The sequence below is a fragment of the Enterococcus sp. LJL51 genome (assembly GCF_049894025.1).
GTDB lineage: Bacteria > Bacillota > Bacilli > Lactobacillales > Enterococcaceae > Enterococcus_L.
Genome location: NZ_JBNEQE010000009.1, coordinates 1 through 18338, shown reverse-complemented (window position 1 = coordinate 18338; position 18338 = coordinate 1). Strand labels below are relative to the sequence as shown.

Here is an 18338-nt window from a genome sequence, read left to right as displayed (position 1 = left end):
ACGAGGTGTAATCGTTTCTAAAGCACTAATTTTATTCCTCAACTCAGCAACTTTTTCTTGCGGTAATATCTTTACAAATTCTAGCCACCCCAACACTCTTTCGAGAGTATATTTTTCACCCGCACCGGACAAATAAAGTTTGATTTCCCTAATAGCATTCGTTTTATAATCATGTTCAATCTTATAAAATGAATACCAATACTAACCAAATCCTGTACTTAAACGCACAGAAATCAATGAGTAACAAATTAAATAACATTTTTTAAAAGTACAATTTTTCACTTCTTTTTAGTAAGTAGTAATTTTTAGGCAACTACCTTTTTTAACATTTTTTAAGCAAACAAAAAACCCTTGTTTATCAAGGATTTCAACTATGCCAGCTGCAGGGATCGAACCTGTGACCTGCGCGTTACGAGTGCGCTGCTCTACCAACTGAGCTAAGCTGGCGTTCAATGACGAAACTATTATAAATCTCTTTTTTTGAATTGTAAAGAGATACTGCCAAGCAAACCATTAATAGTCATCTACTGACATCATTTTCTATTCCCCACTTAAGCAATGGATTTATACGAACTGTTCCTTCACTTTTTACTGGTCTTGCAAAATCATTCACTGATTCTTTCCCAATAAAAAAGCTTGAGCTATAAAAACTACAGCCCAAACTTTTTTGTACTAAAGTCAAATATAGAAGCCTCACGCTTTTTCTCGTCTTATTTAAGACAGTTCTACTTATTTTGTACCAAACAAACGGTCGCCCGCATCACCTAGTCCTGGAACGATATAGCCATCTTCATTCAGCTTCTCGTCCAATGCAGCAGTATAGATATCAATATCTGGATGTGCGTCCTGCAATGCTTTCACACCTTCTGGCGCTGCAACCAGACAGACAAATTTAATATTACTGCCGCCGCGCTCCTTCAACGAATCAATTGCCATGATAGCTGATCCACCAGTAGCCAGCATAGGGTCTACTACGAATAATTGACGGGCATCAATATCTTCCGGCATTTTCACAAAGTATTCTACCGGCTCCAACGTTTCGTGGTCACGGTATAAGCCGACATGTCCAACCTTAGCTGCTGGAATTAGTTCAAGAATCCCATCAACCATGCCAATACCTGCTCTTAAAATCGGAACAATCGCTACCTTCTTACCTGATAATGTCTTTTGTGTTGTTTCACCCATTGGTGTTTCAATCACAACATCCTCTAAAGGCATATCTCTGGAAACCTCATAAGCCATCAGCATTGCAATTTCATTAACTACCTCACGAAAAACTTTAGTTCCGCAGTCTTTGTCTCTGATGATTGTTAATTTGTGCTGAATTAATGGATGATCAATTACTTGAAATTTTCCCATGTTCTGTCTCCTAACTATTCATTTTCTTCTACTATTGTAAAACAAAAAAGAGCGGTTGACTAGTCAATCACTCAAGAATTATTTCTTAGCTTTATCTTCTTCTTATTTAGAAAGCTCAATTGACTCTATTCTGTTATTTTAGTAGACACCAGCTAAAATAAACCCTTACTCAACGCCTTTATAAGCGGCATAATTGTTTCAAATTCTTCTGCTGAAATCAAGTTAAAAATCATCTACATATTTCTTCGGATTTTCCCAGCTAAGTGCATAACACAACATGCTTTAAAATCTGTAATTACTAGCGCAGACTCATTATTTTTATCAAATGAACCATCATTCTTTTCAGGCTCAATCTTCTGTCATAAACTGCCATTAATCCGCGCTTTCTAGATTAGTAAAAAAGCAACAAGACTAGTTTACTGAACGAGTTATCTTACAAGTTATGTTGTTATTTATCAAAATGAGGACGTGTCTGAAAAGTAATGTGATATCCGAATGCTCAAGGATAATTGTCACAATCAAGAAAAAAACACTGATTTAGCTCATAAAGGTTTTTTCTGCCGACAAGTCCAGCACACCCTCGAAGCTCTATTCCCCGCTAGTGTTTTTGGACACGCTCTAGTCCTAGTTTGAGCCTTCACTACTTCTTTTAAACAATTCATGTTAAATTTTCATTCACTTAGTGATACATCTGATTGATTTGAATTAGATAAAATTTACTTCCAATCAACAAACGCCCATTTCCACCTCAACTTTGTCCTCATCAACCTTCTAATAAATACTGGGAAGTTTTCATGATATACTGGATAAGTAACTACAAATTTTATTTCCTGTACCTCTAGCATTCTAAGTTGCCTAAAACTAAACTAAATGGATTAGATATGGATTTATTAATCCAGTCAACAGCAGCTAAAGCAATATCTGTTTTCCATGAATAGAAAGTAGTGTTTGATAAGATTTATTAACTTTTTGATTTTAGCTCGTGTTTCTTTGAAAAAGTTCTTATAAAAAAAATGAAAGGCTAATTATATGAAAACTTTACTTATCTACTTTATTACGATTGTTCTATCTAATACAGTTGGTGCTATTTCTGGTATGGGCGGCGGTGTAATCATCAAGCCCGTGCTGGATTTTATTGGACTCCATTCGTTAAGCGCGATTGCTTTTTACTCCAGTACCGCTGTTTTTACCATGTCCATTTCTTCAACCTATAAACAGCTTAAGGATGGAATTCAAATTGATTTTAGCCGAGCGCTGGCAATCTCTATGGGTTCCTTATTGGGAGGTGTTCTCGGTGACAGTCTGTTAAATCGGCTGCTCGAGTTTTTCAAATCAGACAATCAGGTTCAAATCATTCAGAATGTCTTAATGATTCTTACATTACTCATTGTTCTTTTTTATAATCAATGGGGGCAAAAAAAACTAGCGCTTTCCAGTAAGTGGCTTTATTTAATCATCGGACTTTTTCTGGGGATTCTTTCTACTTTTTTGGGAATCGGCGGCGGACCAATCAATGTAGCTGCTCTTATTTTCTTTTTTGGCATGGATATCAAAATGGCAACTGTGTATTCCATCGTTACAATTTTCTTTTCTCAAATTGCAAAGCTTTCCAGTGTTGGACTAAGTGTAGGCTTCTATTCCTACGACCTGTCAATTTTATGGGCTGTAATTCCAGCAGCCTTGTTGGGAGGCTGGCTGGGTGGTTTGCTAAGCAGTCGAATGACAGAGGTTCAAGTGAAAAAGCTTTATAGCCTCATCGTTCTACTAGTCTTGCTCATTAATATTTATAATTTATACGCAGCAATAGGATAACTGCTTTAAAGTTATGAATACACAAGCTCTTTTAACAAACCAAAAACAGCGTTCAAACTTTTGAGCGCTGTTGTTTTCTCTAATGTGCTAATCAGAAATATGTGCTTGTTAAATATTTATTTACATATAAAATCTCAGTGGTGTTGCAAAGAAAAATAAATGGCTAAGCATGCTTCAGACCAATAGAATAGGTAGTGAGCCGGAAGCAACTCGGCGGAAAGCCCTGGCCGATTTCCTTCCTAAATGAAGTCAAACAAGCTGTAACTTACTTGAAAAGCAGCTTGTAATTCCTTATTTGCTTTTGACACTGCCCGTTCTTGGTTCTGAAGCATAACTATCCATAGACAAAAAAGTCCTTTATACTACTCTTGGATGACTTATCCAAGACCAATAAAAAGGATTACCACATGAAAGAGTATAACGCAAAAACATCTTTTCAGAAATGCTTTTCTACAATAACGTTTGATTCTTTATCTGAGAAAACTAAACGAACCAGCAAAAACTTTGATTAGTATAGTAAAAAGCTTGATTTTAGAGCCATTCTAAAAATTCTCCTTTTCCATTTTCAGCAGGTTGGTGTTTTCAGATTATTCTGACTATATTTCTGCAACACCAGTGATAAAATCTTATTTAAACTGTTTTTTTACAATGCTAAAAGGAAGCTTTTTACCAATATCCCATGGCTTCACAGGAAAGCCTTTGAAGTTCCTTTCTCAAAAAAACTTGAAACAAAGTCAGATATTTTCTGCTTTTGTTTCAAGTGCTAAGATTTCATTCAATTTTCAGTCCTGACAACATATTTTGATACAGAACCTATAACATTTCAAATCAAATAAATCGTTCGTTTACTTTTTATATAACGGATATTTTTCTGTCAGCTCTTTCACAGCGTCCTTGACTTCAGTCATGGCAGCTTCATCTGTATGATTCTTCAAAGCTTTGATAATCAGTTTTGCCACCTCGATAGAATCTTCTTCTTTGAAGCCTCTAGTAGTAATCGCAGGTGTCCCTACTCGGATTCCACTTGTCTTAAACGGGCTAAGCTGTTCAAAAGGAATGGAATTCTTATTCACTGTAATATTCACTGTATCCAAAATTTTCTCTGCTTCTTTACCATTTAGTCCAAAACCAGTGACATCAATCAGCAGCAGATGATTATCCGTCGCACCGCTAATCAAGCGGGCTTCAGGTGACTGGTTGAAAACTTTAGTCATTGCTTTGGCATTTTCAATTACTTGTTCACTATAATATTTAAAATCAGGATCAAGTGCTTCTTTAAATGCCACTGCTTTACCAGCGATTACATGTTCTAACGGACCACCCTGAATACCAGGAAAAATATTGCTGTTGATTTTTTTAGCTAATTCCTCGTCATTTGTCAAAATTAGACCGCCTCTAGGTCCCCGCAGTGTTTTATGGGTTGTAGAGGTTGTAATATCGGCAAAAGGAACTGGATTAGGATGCAGTCCAGCTGCAACCAGTCCGGCAATATGTGCCATATCCACCATTAATTTTGCGCCGATTTCATCAGCGATTTCACGGAATTTTTCAAAATCGATTGTTCTGGAATACGCACTAGCTCCAGCAACAATTAATTTTGGCTGATGTTCACGTGCCAGAATACGTACAACATTATAATCAATGACTTCCGTCACCGGATCAACACCGTAGCTGACAAAATTATACGTTTTTCCGCTAAAGTTAACCGGTGAGCCATGGGTTAAATGTCCCCCTGCTGATAAATCCATCCCCATGATTGTATCTCCTGGTTCAACCAAAGATAGATAAGCCGCTGTATTTGCCTGTGACCCAGAATGTGCCTGCACATTGGCAAAGGCAGAGCCGAACAGTTTTTTTGCTCGTTCAATCGCCAGCGTTTCAACTACATCAACAAATTCACAGCCGCCATAATAACGTTTTCCCGGATAGCCTTCTGCATATTTGTTGGTTAAAATACTTCCCTGTGCAGCCATAACGCCTTCAGAAACCACATTTTCCGATGCAATTAGCTCCAAATTATTCTCTTGACGCTCTTTCTCTTTTCCAATAGCTTCCCAAACCTCTGGATCATACTCTTGATAATTCATTTTAGACAACACCTCATTCGATTTCTTGTTTCGATTGTATCATACTTAATTCCCCTCTACCTAAAAAAGCCATCAGATTTTGAAAAAATTTTGATCCGCTGCTTTTTTCAGACGATTCATATATGCAGTCCCCAGTCCTATTTCTGGAAAAGCAGGCACAAAAATCAAATCCAGCTCTTTTTCATCTAAGGAACGTAGTCCTGAAAACAAGTATTTCGTTGCCGGCTCTACACCCTCTTCACCAAAAGAATAACCGACTATCTTTTTATCGTTTAGCAATTCAAGTATTTTTTTACTGGCAAAGATACCTAGCTTTTTCTGATTTTTTTCCGCCCAATCTGCGGCTGCCCGCCAGCTTTGCTCATCATTTTGAACAATCCAAACCGGGGTACTAGGAGAGTAATGCTTATACTTCATTCCTGGGGCTTTAGGTGCTTCGTTCTCGGTGAGCAAATGCTTATCCACTGATACCTGCCCCACAACTTGTTCCAGCGCTTCTTTCGTCACAGCACCTGGCCGTAAAATAAGTGGGGTTCCTGAGCTATCCGTTAAGTCTAAAACCGTTGATTCTACACCAATCTGAGTAGGTCCGCCATCCAAAATAGCAGAAATTTTTCCGTTCAAATCGTGATATACGTGTGCAGCTGTTGTCGGACTTGGTTTTCCTGAAGTGTTTGCACTTGGACCAACAATTGGTATGCCTGCAGCTTCAATCAGCTTTAGGGTCAGCGAATGATTAGGCATCCGAAATGCGACGGTGTCTAAGCCTCCTGTGACAGAGGAAGAAAAGCTGCCGGTCTTTAACGGCAAAATCAATGTCAGCGGTCCCGGCCAGAAATGGTGTATCAGCTTTTCAGCTGTTTCCGGCAGCTGATCAATATAGCACAGCAGCATTTCCAATCCGCTTACATGGACAATCAGCGGATTGTCGCTGGGACGTCCTTTCACCTGATACACCTGCTTTACTGAAGCTTCAGAGAGTGCGTTTGCGCCCAAGCCATAAACCGTTTCCGTGGGAAAAGCTACCAGTTCGCCCTGCTTCAGATACACTGCAGCTTCGTCTATATCATTTTTTGTAAAACATCTGGTTTCCATTTTCCATCTTCCTTACTTTTTCAATTGTTTCTATTCAGCAATCACCATCCGGTCATTTCCTGAAAGATCCTTCTCGACACGAACCTGTTTATTTGGAAATTTTTCCTGAATAAGAGCCTTCACTGCCGCCCCTTGCTGAAAACCAATTTCGAAATAAATCTTGCCTGCTGGTTTAAGGCAGTTCGCTGCCTCCTTCACAAGCTGCTTGTATATTGCCAATCCATCATCTTCTGCAAACAAGGCCTGCTTCGGCTCATACTTTTTCACACTTTGATCCATCAGCTGCCATTCTGTTAAACTAATATACGGCGGATTGGAAATAAGAATATCTATCTCCTTATTCAGAACTGGAGCAAGTCCATCCCCTAAAACCAGCTCTATCGAAGCTGCCAGTGCTTCACTATTTTGTGCCGCAACTGCCAGCGCTTCTTTCGAAAGGTCCACCGCAGTAATCTGCCAATCAGGACGTGCCAGCTTCAGGCTGATTGCAATTGCTCCTGTCCCCGTCCCTACATCCACAACGGTTAGCTTATTCTGCAAATTCTCATTGAGACAATATTCCACCAGCTCTTCTGTTTCAGGACGCGGGATAAGCGTATCTTCACTGACCACAAAACGATGCCCATAAAATTCACTATAGCCTAGCAAATACTGGGGCGGATAATCCTGCTGCAGGCTATTCAAATCTGCATGAATCTGTGCTTCTTCCACATCAGGAATCTCATCCTTCATATGAAGCAGCCAATCCGTTTTATTCCAGCCTTTTCGTTCAAATAGAAGATAGTATGGAGCATAATCGTCCTTTCCCAGCTCTTTTAAAAAAGAAGAAGCCCGTTTCAGGACTTCAAAATAAGTTTTAGCCATTTTGCATCTCTTCTAATTTAGAAGTTTGATCGTACAAGACCAGCGCATCTACAATCTCATCCAGCTTCCCAGCCAAAATCTGATCCAGCTTCTGAATTGTCAAACCTATCCGGTGATCTGTTACCCGATTCTGCGGGAAATTATAGGTACGAATCCGTTCCGAACGATCCCCTGTTCCCACTGCAGATTTTCTAGTTGCATCATATTCGCTTTGTGCTTCCTGCTGGATGATGTCATAAACTCTGGCACGCAGAACCTTCATTGCCTTATCCCGGTTTTTCAGCTGCGACCGTTCATCCTGCATCGCAACTACTACTCCTGTTGGAATGTGTGTTAAACGAACAGCGGATGCTGTCTTATTGACGTGCTGACCGCCGGCACCGCTGGCATGATAAATATCTGTTCGAATATCTTTATCTGCAATGTCGATCTCTACTTCTTCCGCTTCCGGCATTACGACAACTGTAGCTGTTGATGTATGGATACGGCCTTGAGATTCTGTTGAAGGCACACGCTGTACACGATGAGCACCACTCTCATATTTCAGTTTTGAAAATACATTTTCGCCGGTAATCATCATAATCACTTCTTTGTAACCGCCGATACCAGTAACATTTGCTTCTAAGACTTCAGCCTTCCAACCCTGACTTTCTGCGTATTTCTGATACATATTGAACAAATCACCAGCAAAAAGCGCTGCTTCATCACCACCGGCAGCTCCTCTAATTTCCATAATAATATTTTTATCATCATTCGGATCTTTAGGTAATAATAAAATTTTGATTCGCTCTTCAAGAACCTCTTTTTCCTTCTTCAGCTCAGAAAGCTCTTCCTTCGCCATTTCAGCCATTTCAGCATCAAGATTTTCGCCAAGCAGTTCTTCGGCTTCCTTAATTCCTTCAACAACTTTTTTATAGCGGCGATAGTTTTCTACTGTTTCCCTGCTTCCTGCTTCTTCCTTTGAAAGCTGCATAAAACGTTTCGTATCCGTAACTACTTCCGGATCGCTCAAGAGCTCCCCTAATTCTTCATAACGATCCTCGATCGCCTGTAACTGATCGTACATGTGCATTTCTCCTTCTCTAGATAATCAGTGCAGCTCAGCTTTTTGCCGCGTTTACTTACACTGAAATAATCATTTTTTCAATTGTTTTTCCACGTTTTCCGATTTTTAACGCTATCGGTCTATTTCATTTGTTTAGATTTGGCTCTTAACTTGCCTATCACTCTGTTTACTAACCTATGAAGCTGCAAATCCATTATATGCTTCGCTATAGATCTTTTCTTTTTTCAGGGTGGAAATAGTGTTTCCGACAAACTGGATAATAGGCTTCATTTCCGCCAATCTGCACCTGATCACCTTCATACACTGGTTTCCCATCTATATAATGTAAGTTCATGATTGCTTTTTTATGACAGAACCAGCAGATTGTTTTTAGCTCCTCGATTTTATCCGCATAAAGAAGCAGATATTTTGAGCCTTCAAACAGCTCATTACGAAAATCATTTTTTAACCCAAACGCCATCACTGGTATTTCCAAATCATCCACGACTTTAGCAAATTCAATCACGTGATGTTTGCTTAAAAATTGAGATTCATCTACCAATACACAGTAAGGTCGAGCATCCAGACTTTTAACCAAATCATAGACATTTGTCTCTTCAAAAATAGGCAGGGCTTTGCGCTTCAACCCAATTCTACTGGAGACATTTCCCACACCATCTCGTGTATCCAAACCACTGGTCATGATAACAACCGGTTTGTCTTGTTCTTCATAATTATGTGCTACTTTTAAAATTTCAATTGTTTTTCCGCTATTCATTGCGCCGTATTTAAAAAATAATTGTGCCATTACTCACTGTCACCTTTCATTTCATTCCTTTCGTATTTTACTATATTTTGAACAAAAAAGCAGTATTTTCGCAAAATTGCCTGTCTTTTTCCAAATAAAATAAGTTTTCCTTTGCCTCCGTTTTCAGACAGCACTTAGCAATGCGCTTTTCTTTTTCCTGCAGATGACAATATAATGTTATGTTCGATTCCGTAATTTTTCTGTTCCCTAACCTGCTTTTTCTGCTATACTTTACTTAATTACTTGCAGGAGGCGTATTATGTTCAACAGTCGCTTTCTTTGGCGTTCCCAAAGAAAATTTCGTCATTTCATCAGTGACCATTTCTCATCTATTCAAATTATTGTCAGCTATTACATTTTGATGACAGCTATCTCACTGATTTTATTTTATCTACCATTTTTTAGAATCCCAGGTTCTTCTGCTTCCTTTCTGGATATGCTTTTCATGGCTGTCAGTACAGTGAGTGTTACAGGTTTAACCACCTTTGATATTCATACCATTTTTAATGATCAAGGTATTATCTTACTGGAAATTCTTTTTCAGGTAGGTGGTCTTGGTATTATGATGATCTCCACTGCCTTCATTATTTTGTCTAAACGAAGAATTACTTTAAAGCAGCGTCAGCTCATTATGACTGACATGAATCAGCCAAAGCTAAGCGGTATTGTCCGGCTGATTCGGATTACTTTTTCCATATTATTATGGTTCCAGCTGCTGTTTGGTGTGTTCTTTTCCATTTATTTCTATATTTCCGGCTACTACACAAACTGGAAGGATGCAATTTTCTATGGCTTTTATCAGTCAATCTCGGCAGTTACTAACTCTGGCTTTGATATTACTGGTAATTCGATTGTTCCTTTTGCCAATGATTATCTATTTCTGATCATCATTATGTTCTTAATCTTTATCGGGGGAATTGGCTTTCCTGTTTTAATGGAATTTCGCGAGTGGCTGCTCTTTAAGAAAACCAAACGCTGCTTGCCTTTTCGTTTTTCCCTTTTCAGTAAGATAGCTATGCTAGCCTTCATTATCCTGTTCATTGGCGGGACTATTTTGATTTATCTGCTTGAAAGAAATCATTTATTTACAGATATGAGTGAGACTAACCGCTGGATTACGTCTATGTTTTATTCCATGACAACCAGAAATGCCGGACTTCAGATTAATCCGCTTCAGGATTTTCAAATAACTACACTGATTGTCTTTTCTATGCTAATGTTTATTGGCTGCAGCCCAAGTTCTGTCGGCGGCGGTATAAGGACTACAACCGTTGCTATCATTGGTCTGTATCTATACTCATTTATTAAAAGTGAAGACAATGTTAACATCTTCGGCCGGCGAATTGATGATGATGATGTAAAGAAATCAGTTGTTGTTTTTATGCTTTCTCTTCTGATGTGCTTCTTTTCTGTGGTTATTCTTTCTGCAACGGAGGAGCATTCCTTGATTGCGATTATTGTAGAAGTTGCCTCTGCCTTTGGGACAACAGGTTTATCTTTAGGCATTACAGATGATTTAAGCATTACCGGAAAAATCATGATTTCACTCTTAATGTTTATCGGCAGAATTGGCATGCTGTACACATTAATGATTTTCATTCCCAAAGAAACACGAGATCTTGGCTACGAATACCCTTCAGAAAAAATCATTATTGGTTAATCAATTTTGAATTTTAACCATCTTAGTAAAGAAATCCCAAAAAACAGCAGATAGTTGTTTTTTGGGATTTCTTGCGATTCAATGAAGATTGAGAAAAATCAATTAATATTTTTTTTTAATTATGGTATTATAGGTGGAGTTTCAATATATAAATTCCAGTAGTATACATAACGGGTTTTGAACAGGGTTTATATAGCGTGAAAAAATGGAAAAAAGCTATTGGAGGGTACTTTATGGGATTAAGAAGTCAAGTGGCGATTGCTGCCGGCAAAACATCGCAATGGGTATTAAAAACTTTTTTTAAAGGCGGAAGCAGCTATCCGGGACAACTGGCATTAAAAATAGATCCTAATATTTTAGATACATTGGCAAAAGACTACGAAATTGTCGTGGTAACTGGAACCAACGGAAAAACTCTAACAACCGCCTTAACCGTTAATATTTTAAAACAGGAGTTTGATCATGTTTTGACAAACCCTACCGGAGCAAATATGGCTCAGGGAATTGTTTCTACGTTTCTTTCTGCCAATGCTAAAAAAGGACAGAAAAAATTTGCAGTTCTGGAAATTGATGAAGCCAGTCTAAGTAAAGTGACGAAATACATTAAACCAAAATTGTTTTTGTTTACCAACATTTTCCGTGATCAGATGGATCGCTATGGAGAAATCTATACAACTTACCGAATGATTGTTGAAGGAGCAGCAACTTCACCGGAAGCGACGATTCTCTGCAATGGTGATTCACCAATCTTCAATTCAGTGGATACCGTAAATCCAAGAAAATACTACGGCTTTAACCATCTGCCTGATAAAGAACAGCTGGCACATTACAATACCGATGGCGTATTATGTCCTAATTGTCATCACATTTTACACTATAAAATGATTACTTACGCGAATTTAGGCAATTATTACTGTCCAAACTGTGACTTCCATAGACCAGAGTTGGACGTTCAGCTAACCGATATGATACATATGGACAATGTCTCAGCTGAATTTGTTATTGACGGCGGAACCTATGACATAGCTGTCGGCGGCATGTATAACGTGTACAACGCTTTAGCCGCTGCTGCAGTGGCTGAACATTATGGTGTGGATAAAGAAAAAATCAAAGCAGGATTAAGCTACGATGAAAAAGTGTTTGGACGTCAGGAAGTGATTCAAATTGGTGATAAACGCTGTACACTGGTACTTGTTAAAAATCCGGTGGGCTTGAATCAGGTTGTTGATATGATTGGCTTAGCTCCCTATCCCTTCTCCTTGGTTTCTTTGTTAAATGCAAATTACGCAGACGGAATAGATGTCAGCTGGATTTGGGACGGAAATCACGAAGCCTTTGCAGAGATGGATATTCCAGCAGTGATTGCCGGCGGTGACCGTCATACAGATATGGCGCTGCGCTTAAAGGTAGCTGGCATTCCTGAGGAAAAGCTTACTGAGATTCCTGATTTGGAAAAAGTCATTACTGCTATTAAAGAACTGCCAACTGAAAATGTGTATATTTTAGCCACTTACACAGCTGTGCTGCAGCTTAGAAAAGCACTTGCTGTCCAAGGCTATATTCAAGGAGGAATGAACAGTGTCTAAAGAACTTCATGTCTGTCACCTTTACGGTAACCTGCTGAATACGTATGGCGACAATGGTAATATGCTGATGCTGAAATATCTTGCTGAGAAAAACGGCATTGCCTTTACTTCTGAGATAGTCAGTATTTATGAACCGTTTGATCCTGAAAAATATGATTTAGTCTTTTTTGGCGGCGGGCAGGATTTTGAGCAGGTTATTGTTTCGCAGGATATTCAAACAAAAAAAGACACGCTAACCAGCTATATTGAAGATGATGGCGTTATGTTGGCTATCTGCGGCGGCTATCAGCTGCTGGGACATTATTACATTGGCGCAGATGGTGAAAAAATCAAAGGCATCAGTGCTTTGGATCACTACACGCTTAGTCAGGATAACAACCGATATATCGGTGATATCACTATTCATAACGAGGAGTTTAACGAAACTTACTATGGATTTGAAAATCATAATGGACGGACATTCTTAGGGGAAGGGGAACGCCCTTTAGGAAAGGTTGTTGAAGGCAAAGGAAACAATGCCGAAGATGGTTCCGAAGGAGTTATCTACAAAAATGTCTACGGTTCATATTTTCACGGACCTATCCTTTCCAGAAATGAGAATCTTGGTTTACGTCTCATTAATACTGCCCTTGAAAGAAAGTATGGAAAAGATGCGGGAATACAAACCGCTTAACGAACAACCGACTTGGCATCGTAGGGATTTACTTTACTCATGAGGCTACTAGTAATCATAAAAAATAAACGAAACAGCGAGAGGACATAACTATATCCCCTTCGCTGTTTTTATCAATACTTTAATAAACGAATGGAGAATTAACAGCTCTTTGCCGATTCACCTGTTGAACCAATGGTGTAAAAATCTCCATCAAGACTTCTGGGCCGAGCTCTGTTATTTTGCGGGAAAGAGAGCTATAACAAAGGAAGTCACTGCCTATTTTATTGGTCTGAAGCATGATGAACTAGCTTATTTTCTTTGTAACACGAGTGACATAATCTAAAACAAATCGAAGCTGGCGCACTACTTTCTCTCACTTATCATTTCAGCCTTCCTCTCTACGCTTCTGCCAGCTTACTTATCTTTGTATAATGTGCGATTCTGTCTATTTAAAAAGAGTCCCGCAGTTTTTACTAACTACGGGAACTCTTTATTTTTTTCTAATCAGATTTTATACGCCTGGCTCAGAAGCAATGATTGTCAGCTCGCCTTCAACACGCCATCTTTCGACACCGTCAGGAAGAATGAAGCTGTCTCCCATCTTCAACTCATACGTTGTATTCTGCTCAGGATTAGCCTGTTCAATAACTAATCTGCCCTCACCGTTAATGACAGTTGCCAAAGTATAAGGTGCACCCTTTTTCAGCTTTAATGATCCTTTAACCAGCCATTCGTAGACATTAAAGAACTCGGTTTTCAAGTAAGTCACTAGACTTGACTGCCCTTGGTTTTGCTGTTGAATCTGCAGTGCAGGCTCTTTCGCCGGTACAGTGGTCACATCGATTGACTGTTCCAAGTGAAGCTCTCTGGGCTGTCCCTTATCATCTTTTCTGTCATAATCATATACTCTATAAGTTGTATCGCTGCTCTGCTGTGTTTCCAGAATCATAATCCCTTTACCAATTGCATGAATCGTACCGCTTGGTACATAGAAAAAATCACCTTTTTTAACAGGAACCTTCTTTAAGAGGTCATCCCATTTTCCTTCATGAATCATCTCAGCTAATTCTTCTCTGGTCTTTGCATGATGTCCATAAATAATTGAAGCTCCCGGCTCGGCATCAATGATATACCAGCATTCAGTTTTTCCTAGTTCTCCTTCATGTTTTAAACCATACGCATCATCTGGATGAACCTGAACAGATAAATCATCTTCTGCATCCAAAATCTTAATTAGTAAAGGAAAAACATCTCCAGAAGCATTTCCAAAGAGTTCACGATGTTCCTGCCATAGTTCATCCAGTTTTTTACCGGCGAACTCGCCATTGATAACCGTGCCAACGCCATGAGGATGTGCACTGATTGCCCAGTCTTCACCAATTTTGTCGTTAGGTAAATCAAAGCCAAACACTGTATGAAGACGATTGCCGCCCCAAATCTTCTCTTGAAAAACAGGTTTTAGAAATAAAGGTTGATTCATGATCACTTACTCCTCCGCAACTTTTCTAATAGTTAATGTATAGTCATTATCTGCTAATTTTAACTCATTCTCGCTTTTTCTTCCAGATAAATCTGCAGCAGCTCATCTCTTTTTTCAATATAAGCCTGACGGTTGTCTGCAGGATGAACCCGGTTAGATAAAAAAAGAAAAGCCTCTTTGTGCAAAATATCTAATAATAAAAATGTTCCAGTGTAACCTGTATGAAAAAGAAAACGCTCGCCGTTCAATCCTTCTTTCAAATCCCAGCCCAAAGAACGCTCACCTGTAGCTGCAAGTGTATAGTCTTTTAACAATCCTTGAATCGTTTCTTTTTTCAAAAACGTTTTTCCGTTATAGCTACCATCATTTAAGTACATTTCAGCAAAACTCAGCAAATCTGATAAATTTGTAAACAAGCCGGCATTTCCCGCATGCTCTGACAATACAAAGGCTTTGGGATCATGCGTCGCTCCTTGAATTATTCCTCTGACAGGATGATCTTCTGTAGCTACGGTTTTTACAGAAGCCGCAGGAAGAAAACAGCTGCTTGTCATTTGCAGTGGTCTAAGTACTCGCTCCTCAAATAACTCCACGGCAGTTTTTTTTAGTAAATGTTCCAGCATCAAGCCTAGCAGAATAGTTCCTACATCTGTATACTTTACTTCTTTCCCAAGCTTACTCCCAGATTCCACGTTATTGTAGGCCTCGATTAGCTCTTTTTGCGATAATGAATCCCGATTTTTTATGTACGTATGAATATCACTAGTATGTGTAAGCAAGTGTCGAATCGTTATCTTGTCATCCGTAAATACCGGGTAATACATTTTAAGCGGCTGATCCAGTGCAATAAGCTTTTCCTCTAGCAACTGCAAAATAACAGTTGTGGTACAAATCACCTTTGTTAAGGAGGCAACATCAAACAGATGATCTGTTGTTAGCTTTTCTTTTTCAGGAAGGAGCCGTGCAAATCCAAGTGTTTGAGACTCTATACTGCCATTGCGTATAAAGCTGTAGGAAACACCTGGAAATACGCCCTCTTTCAGGAAACTGTTAATACAGTTTTTTGTCTGTTCATACATCATCTTATTCTCCATATCCAGCTTATTCGCGGACAAACCACCATTCGATACCATTTACGTCAAAAACAGTCAGAATCGACCGTTTATTATCCACAAAAAAGTCCTGTTTCATTGTTTTCAAGTGTTCACTAAGCCGCTCAATTTCTTCCGAAGTTTTCAAATCAACGACAAAAAAACTCCAGCCTAAATTGTCATAATCCTTTTCTTCTACCAGCTGAAAAACAACCTTCTGATTGTTAAACGTCAGCAAGTCTTCAGCAAGCTTTTTCATACCGAAGATATTCTCATAAAAGGTTTGACTCTGCTCTTTATTTGCAGTATTCAACGAAATTTTTACAAGTCCACTACCAACAGTTTCACCATTCTGGCCATCGTGCGCTTTGTTTGGATAAAGAAATTCAATTTCATTTTTTTCTGGATCAACCAAACGAACGCCGTTTAACTTTTTATTTTTTGAGAGTTCTTCTGTGGAAATATCCTGGCTGGAAAAATGTTGGAGGGCTGCGGTAAACTCTGATTCAGAACCCATCTGAACAGAATAGTGCACGAGTGAAGCTTCAGCTTTTTCTGAAAGATCCATTGCATCTGTTTCCTCTAAAATCAGTTGCTGTTTTTTATCTTTATTGATATCAAATATTGACAGTCCATTTTCTTCATTTTTCAGGGTAAACCCTAATACATCTTTATAGAAGCTGACCATTTCATGATTACTATTGATTTTGAATGCAATTGTATTCAAAGAGGCGTCCTCTGCTAATTGAAAAGTCCCCATACATTTTCCTCCCTATCACACTAACAATTCACTACTATTGTATCACTTGTCCTGAATTGAGCAACTAATTAAGCCCGACGATTCAGACTTTCCAAGCAACTAGACCAATTATTTGTTTTATGTATTAAATACATGATTTTTTCATAAAAAATATTTTATTTTAAAATAACAAATGATATTTAATGTAAATTATACAAAATAAAACAAAACAAGTATAGTAAGATTTTCCTCACTTGTTTTGCTTTATTTCCTCAGTTTTATTGATTTTATGAAGGAATCAAATTGAAACAGAAGAGGTATACTTTGAGAACCAAACAAGTACTGATAAATATCCGTTCGTCCCTTGTAATGTATAAGCAGAAATTTCTTAATTTGTCCCACACCATAGTCATTCCTTAAAACCCATTATTCAATGATCCGCTTCAGCTCTTCAACCACTTTTTCCAGCGGCTGATTTCCATCAATTACGTGGAGATTTTTATACTGCTGCAGCTGCTCTTTAATCTGCTGATCCTGCTCAAATATTGCCAGTCGTTTCTCTTGAGAAAGCTTGTCGTCTTTACGCAGTTTTAGGCGTTTTTGACTATTTTCCCTGCTGACATCTAAAAAAATTGGAACTACCTGATTGCCAAAACGGGCAGCCAGAGTCCGAAAGCCTTTGATGGTCAAGGCATTGTAGGCACTACGACTACGAGTTTTCCTAACAATCTCTTCTACCCCAATTCCATAATAATGTCCGTCATACTCATCATATTCAATCAGCTTACCTGTATTTATTAGTTCTTCAAACTGCTCCCTATCGACAAAATAATAATCCAGTCCCTCCTGCTCTCCTTTACGCTTTTTTCTAGTGGTATAGGAAACAATTTTACTTTCTTTGGGAAAGGCCAGCTCAGTTATTTTTGTTTTTCCTGATCCGCTTGGACCCATAATGATATACAGAGGATGATTTATTTTTTCCACTTCCATACAGGTCTCTCCTTTCTAATATATAGTTCAGCTAATTCTAGGATTGTCGTTATTCATGCAGCATACTCTTTCTTTTTACTATCATAGCTTGATTTTTCAGCAATATCAAACCTTTCACTTCTTCCAACTGTTTAGAAATCATTACCAAAAATTTTCTTATAAGCAAATATATTGCTTCCCTTACTTTTTATTAGTAAAATGATAATGTTTAATAATGGATTTTGTCTGAATAAATTGAATTTTATTTAAGTTTTCGGATGCATCCTAAAATAATCATAAAACTATTTCTGCTGCACCAAATTATCAGTAGTGGAATCACAATGAAAAGGAGAAAACACACATGTCAAAATTATTAGTTGTTAAGGCACACCCACTTACTAAGGAAGAATCACGCTCAGTGCGGGCTTTGGACTCATTTTTAGAAAGTTATAAATCAGTTAACGCTGATGATCAAATCGAAATTCTGGATGTCTATGCAGACACTGTTCCAGAAATTGATGAAGAGCTATTATCTGGATGGAATGCCTTAAGAGCCGGTTCTGAATTTACTAGCTTGAATGCTTCACAACAGGAGAAAATTTCTCGCTTTAACGATTTAACAGAACAGTTTATCAATTCAGATAAAGTTGTTATTGCTAATGCACTTTGGAACTTGAATGTACCAACCCGTCTAAAAGCATGGATTGATACAATTAACGTTGCAGGCAAAACATTCAAATATACAGAAGAAGGTCCTAAAGGCCTTGCTGAAGGAAAAAGCGTACTTCATATCCAGTCTAACGGCGGTGTATACGGCGGAAACGATTTCTCTTCACAATACGTAAAAGGTATTCTTAACTTTATCGGTATTGAAGATGTTCAACAGCTGTTTATCGAAGGAATCGATTATGCACCAGAACGTTCCGAAGAACTAATGAATGAAGCCTTGAAAAAAGCAGAAGACTTAGGTAAAAGCTTCTAAAAAAGCAATTAAGTGCTGCAGCGGCTGTCGAAATGACAGCCGCTGCAGCACTTTTTTCCGGTTTACTACCCACTTTTTTGTTCTCTTTACCTTAATATAAAAGAGA

At 38.5% G+C, this 18338-nt stretch carries 15 protein-coding genes and 1 tRNA gene; 5 read left to right on the top strand and 11 right to left on the bottom strand.

Features of this window, described 5'->3' with window-relative positions; translation table 11 throughout:
* Window positions 1-374 precede the first annotated feature (374 nt).
* Together ACPWSO_RS09720 and upp are read right to left on the bottom strand one after the other, a co-directional pair.
* Window positions 375-447, bottom strand: a tRNA-Thr gene (locus ACPWSO_RS09720).
* Between the two features lie 282 nt (window positions 448-729).
* The gene (gene upp, locus ACPWSO_RS09715) at window positions 730-1359 is read right to left on the bottom strand and encodes a uracil phosphoribosyltransferase (RefSeq protein WP_426082866.1); all 630 of its coding nucleotides are present in this window, start codon (window positions 1357-1359) and stop codon (window positions 730-732) included.
* A gap of 1029 nt (window positions 1360-2388) precedes the next feature.
* On the opposite strand from upp, the gene ACPWSO_RS09710 reads away from it, so the two are divergent.
* Window positions 2389-3171: a sulfite exporter TauE/SafE family protein gene (locus ACPWSO_RS09710; protein WP_426082864.1), complete on the top strand. Its 783-nt coding sequence runs from the start codon at window positions 2389-2391 to the stop codon at window positions 3169-3171.
* 845 nt (window positions 3172-4016) lie between these two features.
* Here the strand turns inward: ACPWSO_RS09710 and glyA are convergent.
* From glyA to ACPWSO_RS09685, 5 genes are all read right to left on the bottom strand, one after another.
* Entirely contained in the window at window positions 4017-5258 is a 1242-nt protein-coding gene (gene glyA / locus ACPWSO_RS09705; protein ID WP_426082862.1) for a serine hydroxymethyltransferase, read from the bottom strand.
* Window positions 5259-5330: 72 nt separating this feature from the next.
* Window positions 5331-6353, bottom strand: coding sequence for an L-threonylcarbamoyladenylate synthase (locus ACPWSO_RS09700; RefSeq protein WP_426082861.1), 1023 nt, complete (start codon window positions 6351-6353; stop codon window positions 5331-5333).
* A gap of 30 nt (window positions 6354-6383) precedes the next feature.
* Complete coding sequence (gene prmC / locus ACPWSO_RS09695) at window positions 6384-7217, bottom strand: peptide chain release factor N(5)-glutamine methyltransferase (protein WP_426082860.1); 834 nt, start codon at window positions 7215-7217, stop codon at window positions 6384-6386.
* Window positions 7210-8283 (bottom strand): peptide chain release factor 1, encoded by a 1074-nt coding sequence (gene prfA, locus ACPWSO_RS09690; protein WP_426082858.1) that lies wholly within the window; start codon window positions 8281-8283, stop codon window positions 7210-7212. The genes prmC and prfA overlap by 8 nt, the downstream gene beginning before the upstream one ends.
* 205 nt (window positions 8284-8488) lie before the next feature.
* Window positions 8489-9070, bottom strand: a complete 582-nt coding sequence (locus ACPWSO_RS09685; protein ID WP_426082856.1) for a thymidine kinase — start codon at window positions 9068-9070, stop codon at window positions 8489-8491.
* 259 nt (window positions 9071-9329) lie between these two features.
* Between ACPWSO_RS09685 and ACPWSO_RS09680 the strand changes: the two genes are divergently transcribed.
* The 3 genes from ACPWSO_RS09680 (at window position 9330) to ACPWSO_RS09670 (ending at window position 12989) form a co-directional block, all read left to right on the top strand.
* Entirely contained in the window at window positions 9330-10730 is a 1401-nt protein-coding gene (locus ACPWSO_RS09680) for a TrkH family potassium uptake protein (protein WP_426082854.1), read from the top strand.
* Between the two features lie 233 nt (window positions 10731-10963).
* A complete protein-coding gene (locus ACPWSO_RS09675) occupies window positions 10964-12316 on the top strand; it encodes a MurT ligase domain-containing protein (RefSeq protein ID WP_426082852.1) in 1353 nt (450 codons plus the stop codon).
* Entirely contained in the window at window positions 12309-12989 is a 681-nt protein-coding gene (locus ACPWSO_RS09670; RefSeq protein WP_426082851.1) for a type 1 glutamine amidotransferase, read from the top strand. The genes ACPWSO_RS09675 and ACPWSO_RS09670 overlap by 8 nt, the downstream gene beginning before the upstream one ends.
* Window positions 12990-13482: 493 nt before the next feature.
* Here the strand turns inward: ACPWSO_RS09670 and manA are convergent, their stop codons facing one another.
* The 4 genes from manA to ACPWSO_RS09650 all read right to left on the bottom strand — a co-directional run bounded on the left by manA (window position 13483) and on the right by ACPWSO_RS09650 (window position 17271).
* Window positions 13483-14451 carry a mannose-6-phosphate isomerase, class I gene (manA, locus tag ACPWSO_RS09665; RefSeq protein ID WP_426082849.1) on the bottom strand — a complete coding sequence of 323 codons (969 nt, stop codon included), beginning with the start codon at window positions 14449-14451 and terminating at the stop codon, window positions 13483-13485.
* A gap of 59 nt (window positions 14452-14510) precedes the next feature.
* Window positions 14511-15530 (bottom strand): serine hydrolase domain-containing protein, encoded by a 1020-nt coding sequence (locus ACPWSO_RS09660; RefSeq protein ID WP_426082847.1) that lies wholly within the window; start codon window positions 15528-15530, stop codon window positions 14511-14513.
* A gap of 22 nt (window positions 15531-15552) precedes the next feature.
* Complete coding sequence (locus ACPWSO_RS09655) at window positions 15553-16302, bottom strand: CppA N-terminal domain-containing protein (RefSeq protein WP_426082845.1); 750 nt, start codon at window positions 16300-16302, stop codon at window positions 15553-15555.
* A 405-nt stretch (window positions 16303-16707) separates the two neighbouring features.
* Entirely contained in the window at window positions 16708-17271 is a 564-nt protein-coding gene (locus tag ACPWSO_RS09650) for a guanylate kinase (RefSeq protein ID WP_426082843.1), read from the bottom strand.
* Window positions 17272-17611: 340 nt separating this feature from the next.
* On the opposite strand from ACPWSO_RS09650, the gene ACPWSO_RS09645 reads away from it, so the two are divergent.
* Window positions 17612-18232: an FMN-dependent NADH-azoreductase gene (locus ACPWSO_RS09645; protein WP_426082842.1), complete on the top strand. Its 621-nt coding sequence runs from the start codon at window positions 17612-17614 to the stop codon at window positions 18230-18232.
* Window positions 18233-18338 lie beyond the last annotated feature (106 nt).

What these genes read in the sequence shown, in the direction of transcription:
- ACPWSO_RS09700 (WP_426082861.1), bottom strand. Translation starts at nt 6,353, where the DNA reads ATGGAAACCAGATGTTTTACAAAAAATGATATAGACGAAGCTGCAGTG.
- ACPWSO_RS09685 (WP_426082856.1), bottom strand. Translation starts at nt 9,070, where the DNA reads ATGGCACAATTATTTTTTAAATACGGCGCAATGAATAGCGGAAAAACA.
- ACPWSO_RS09650 (WP_426082843.1), bottom strand. Translation starts at nt 17,271, where the DNA reads ATGGAAGTGGAAAAAATAAATCATCCTCTGTATATCATTATGGGTCCA.
- manA (WP_426082849.1), bottom strand. Translation starts at nt 14,451, where the DNA reads ATGAATCAACCTTTATTTCTAAAACCTGTTTTTCAAGAGAAGATTTGG.
- upp (WP_426082866.1), bottom strand. Translation starts at nt 1,359, where the DNA reads ATGGGAAAATTTCAAGTAATTGATCATCCATTAATTCAGCACAAATTA.
- ACPWSO_RS09710 (WP_426082864.1), top strand. Translation starts at nt 2,389, where the DNA reads ATGAAAACTTTACTTATCTACTTTATTACGATTGTTCTATCTAATACA.
- ACPWSO_RS09655 (WP_426082845.1), bottom strand. Translation starts at nt 16,302, where the DNA reads ATGGGGACTTTTCAATTAGCAGAGGACGCCTCTTTGAATACAATTGCA.
- prmC (WP_426082860.1), bottom strand. Translation starts at nt 7,217, where the DNA reads ATGGCTAAAACTTATTTTGAAGTCCTGAAACGGGCTTCTTCTTTTTTA.
- glyA (WP_426082862.1), bottom strand. Translation starts at nt 5,258, where the DNA reads ATGAATTATCAAGAGTATGATCCAGAGGTTTGGGAAGCTATTGGAAAA.
- ACPWSO_RS09660 (WP_426082847.1), bottom strand. Translation starts at nt 15,530, where the DNA reads ATGTATGAACAGACAAAAAACTGTATTAACAGTTTCCTGAAAGAGGGC.
- ACPWSO_RS09680 (WP_426082854.1), top strand. Translation starts at nt 9,330, where the DNA reads ATGTTCAACAGTCGCTTTCTTTGGCGTTCCCAAAGAAAATTTCGTCAT.
- ACPWSO_RS09675 (WP_426082852.1), top strand. Translation starts at nt 10,964, where the DNA reads ATGGGATTAAGAAGTCAAGTGGCGATTGCTGCCGGCAAAACATCGCAA.
- ACPWSO_RS09645 (WP_426082842.1), top strand. Translation starts at nt 17,612, where the DNA reads ATGTCAAAATTATTAGTTGTTAAGGCACACCCACTTACTAAGGAAGAA.
- prfA (WP_426082858.1), bottom strand. Translation starts at nt 8,283, where the DNA reads ATGTACGATCAGTTACAGGCGATCGAGGATCGTTATGAAGAATTAGGG.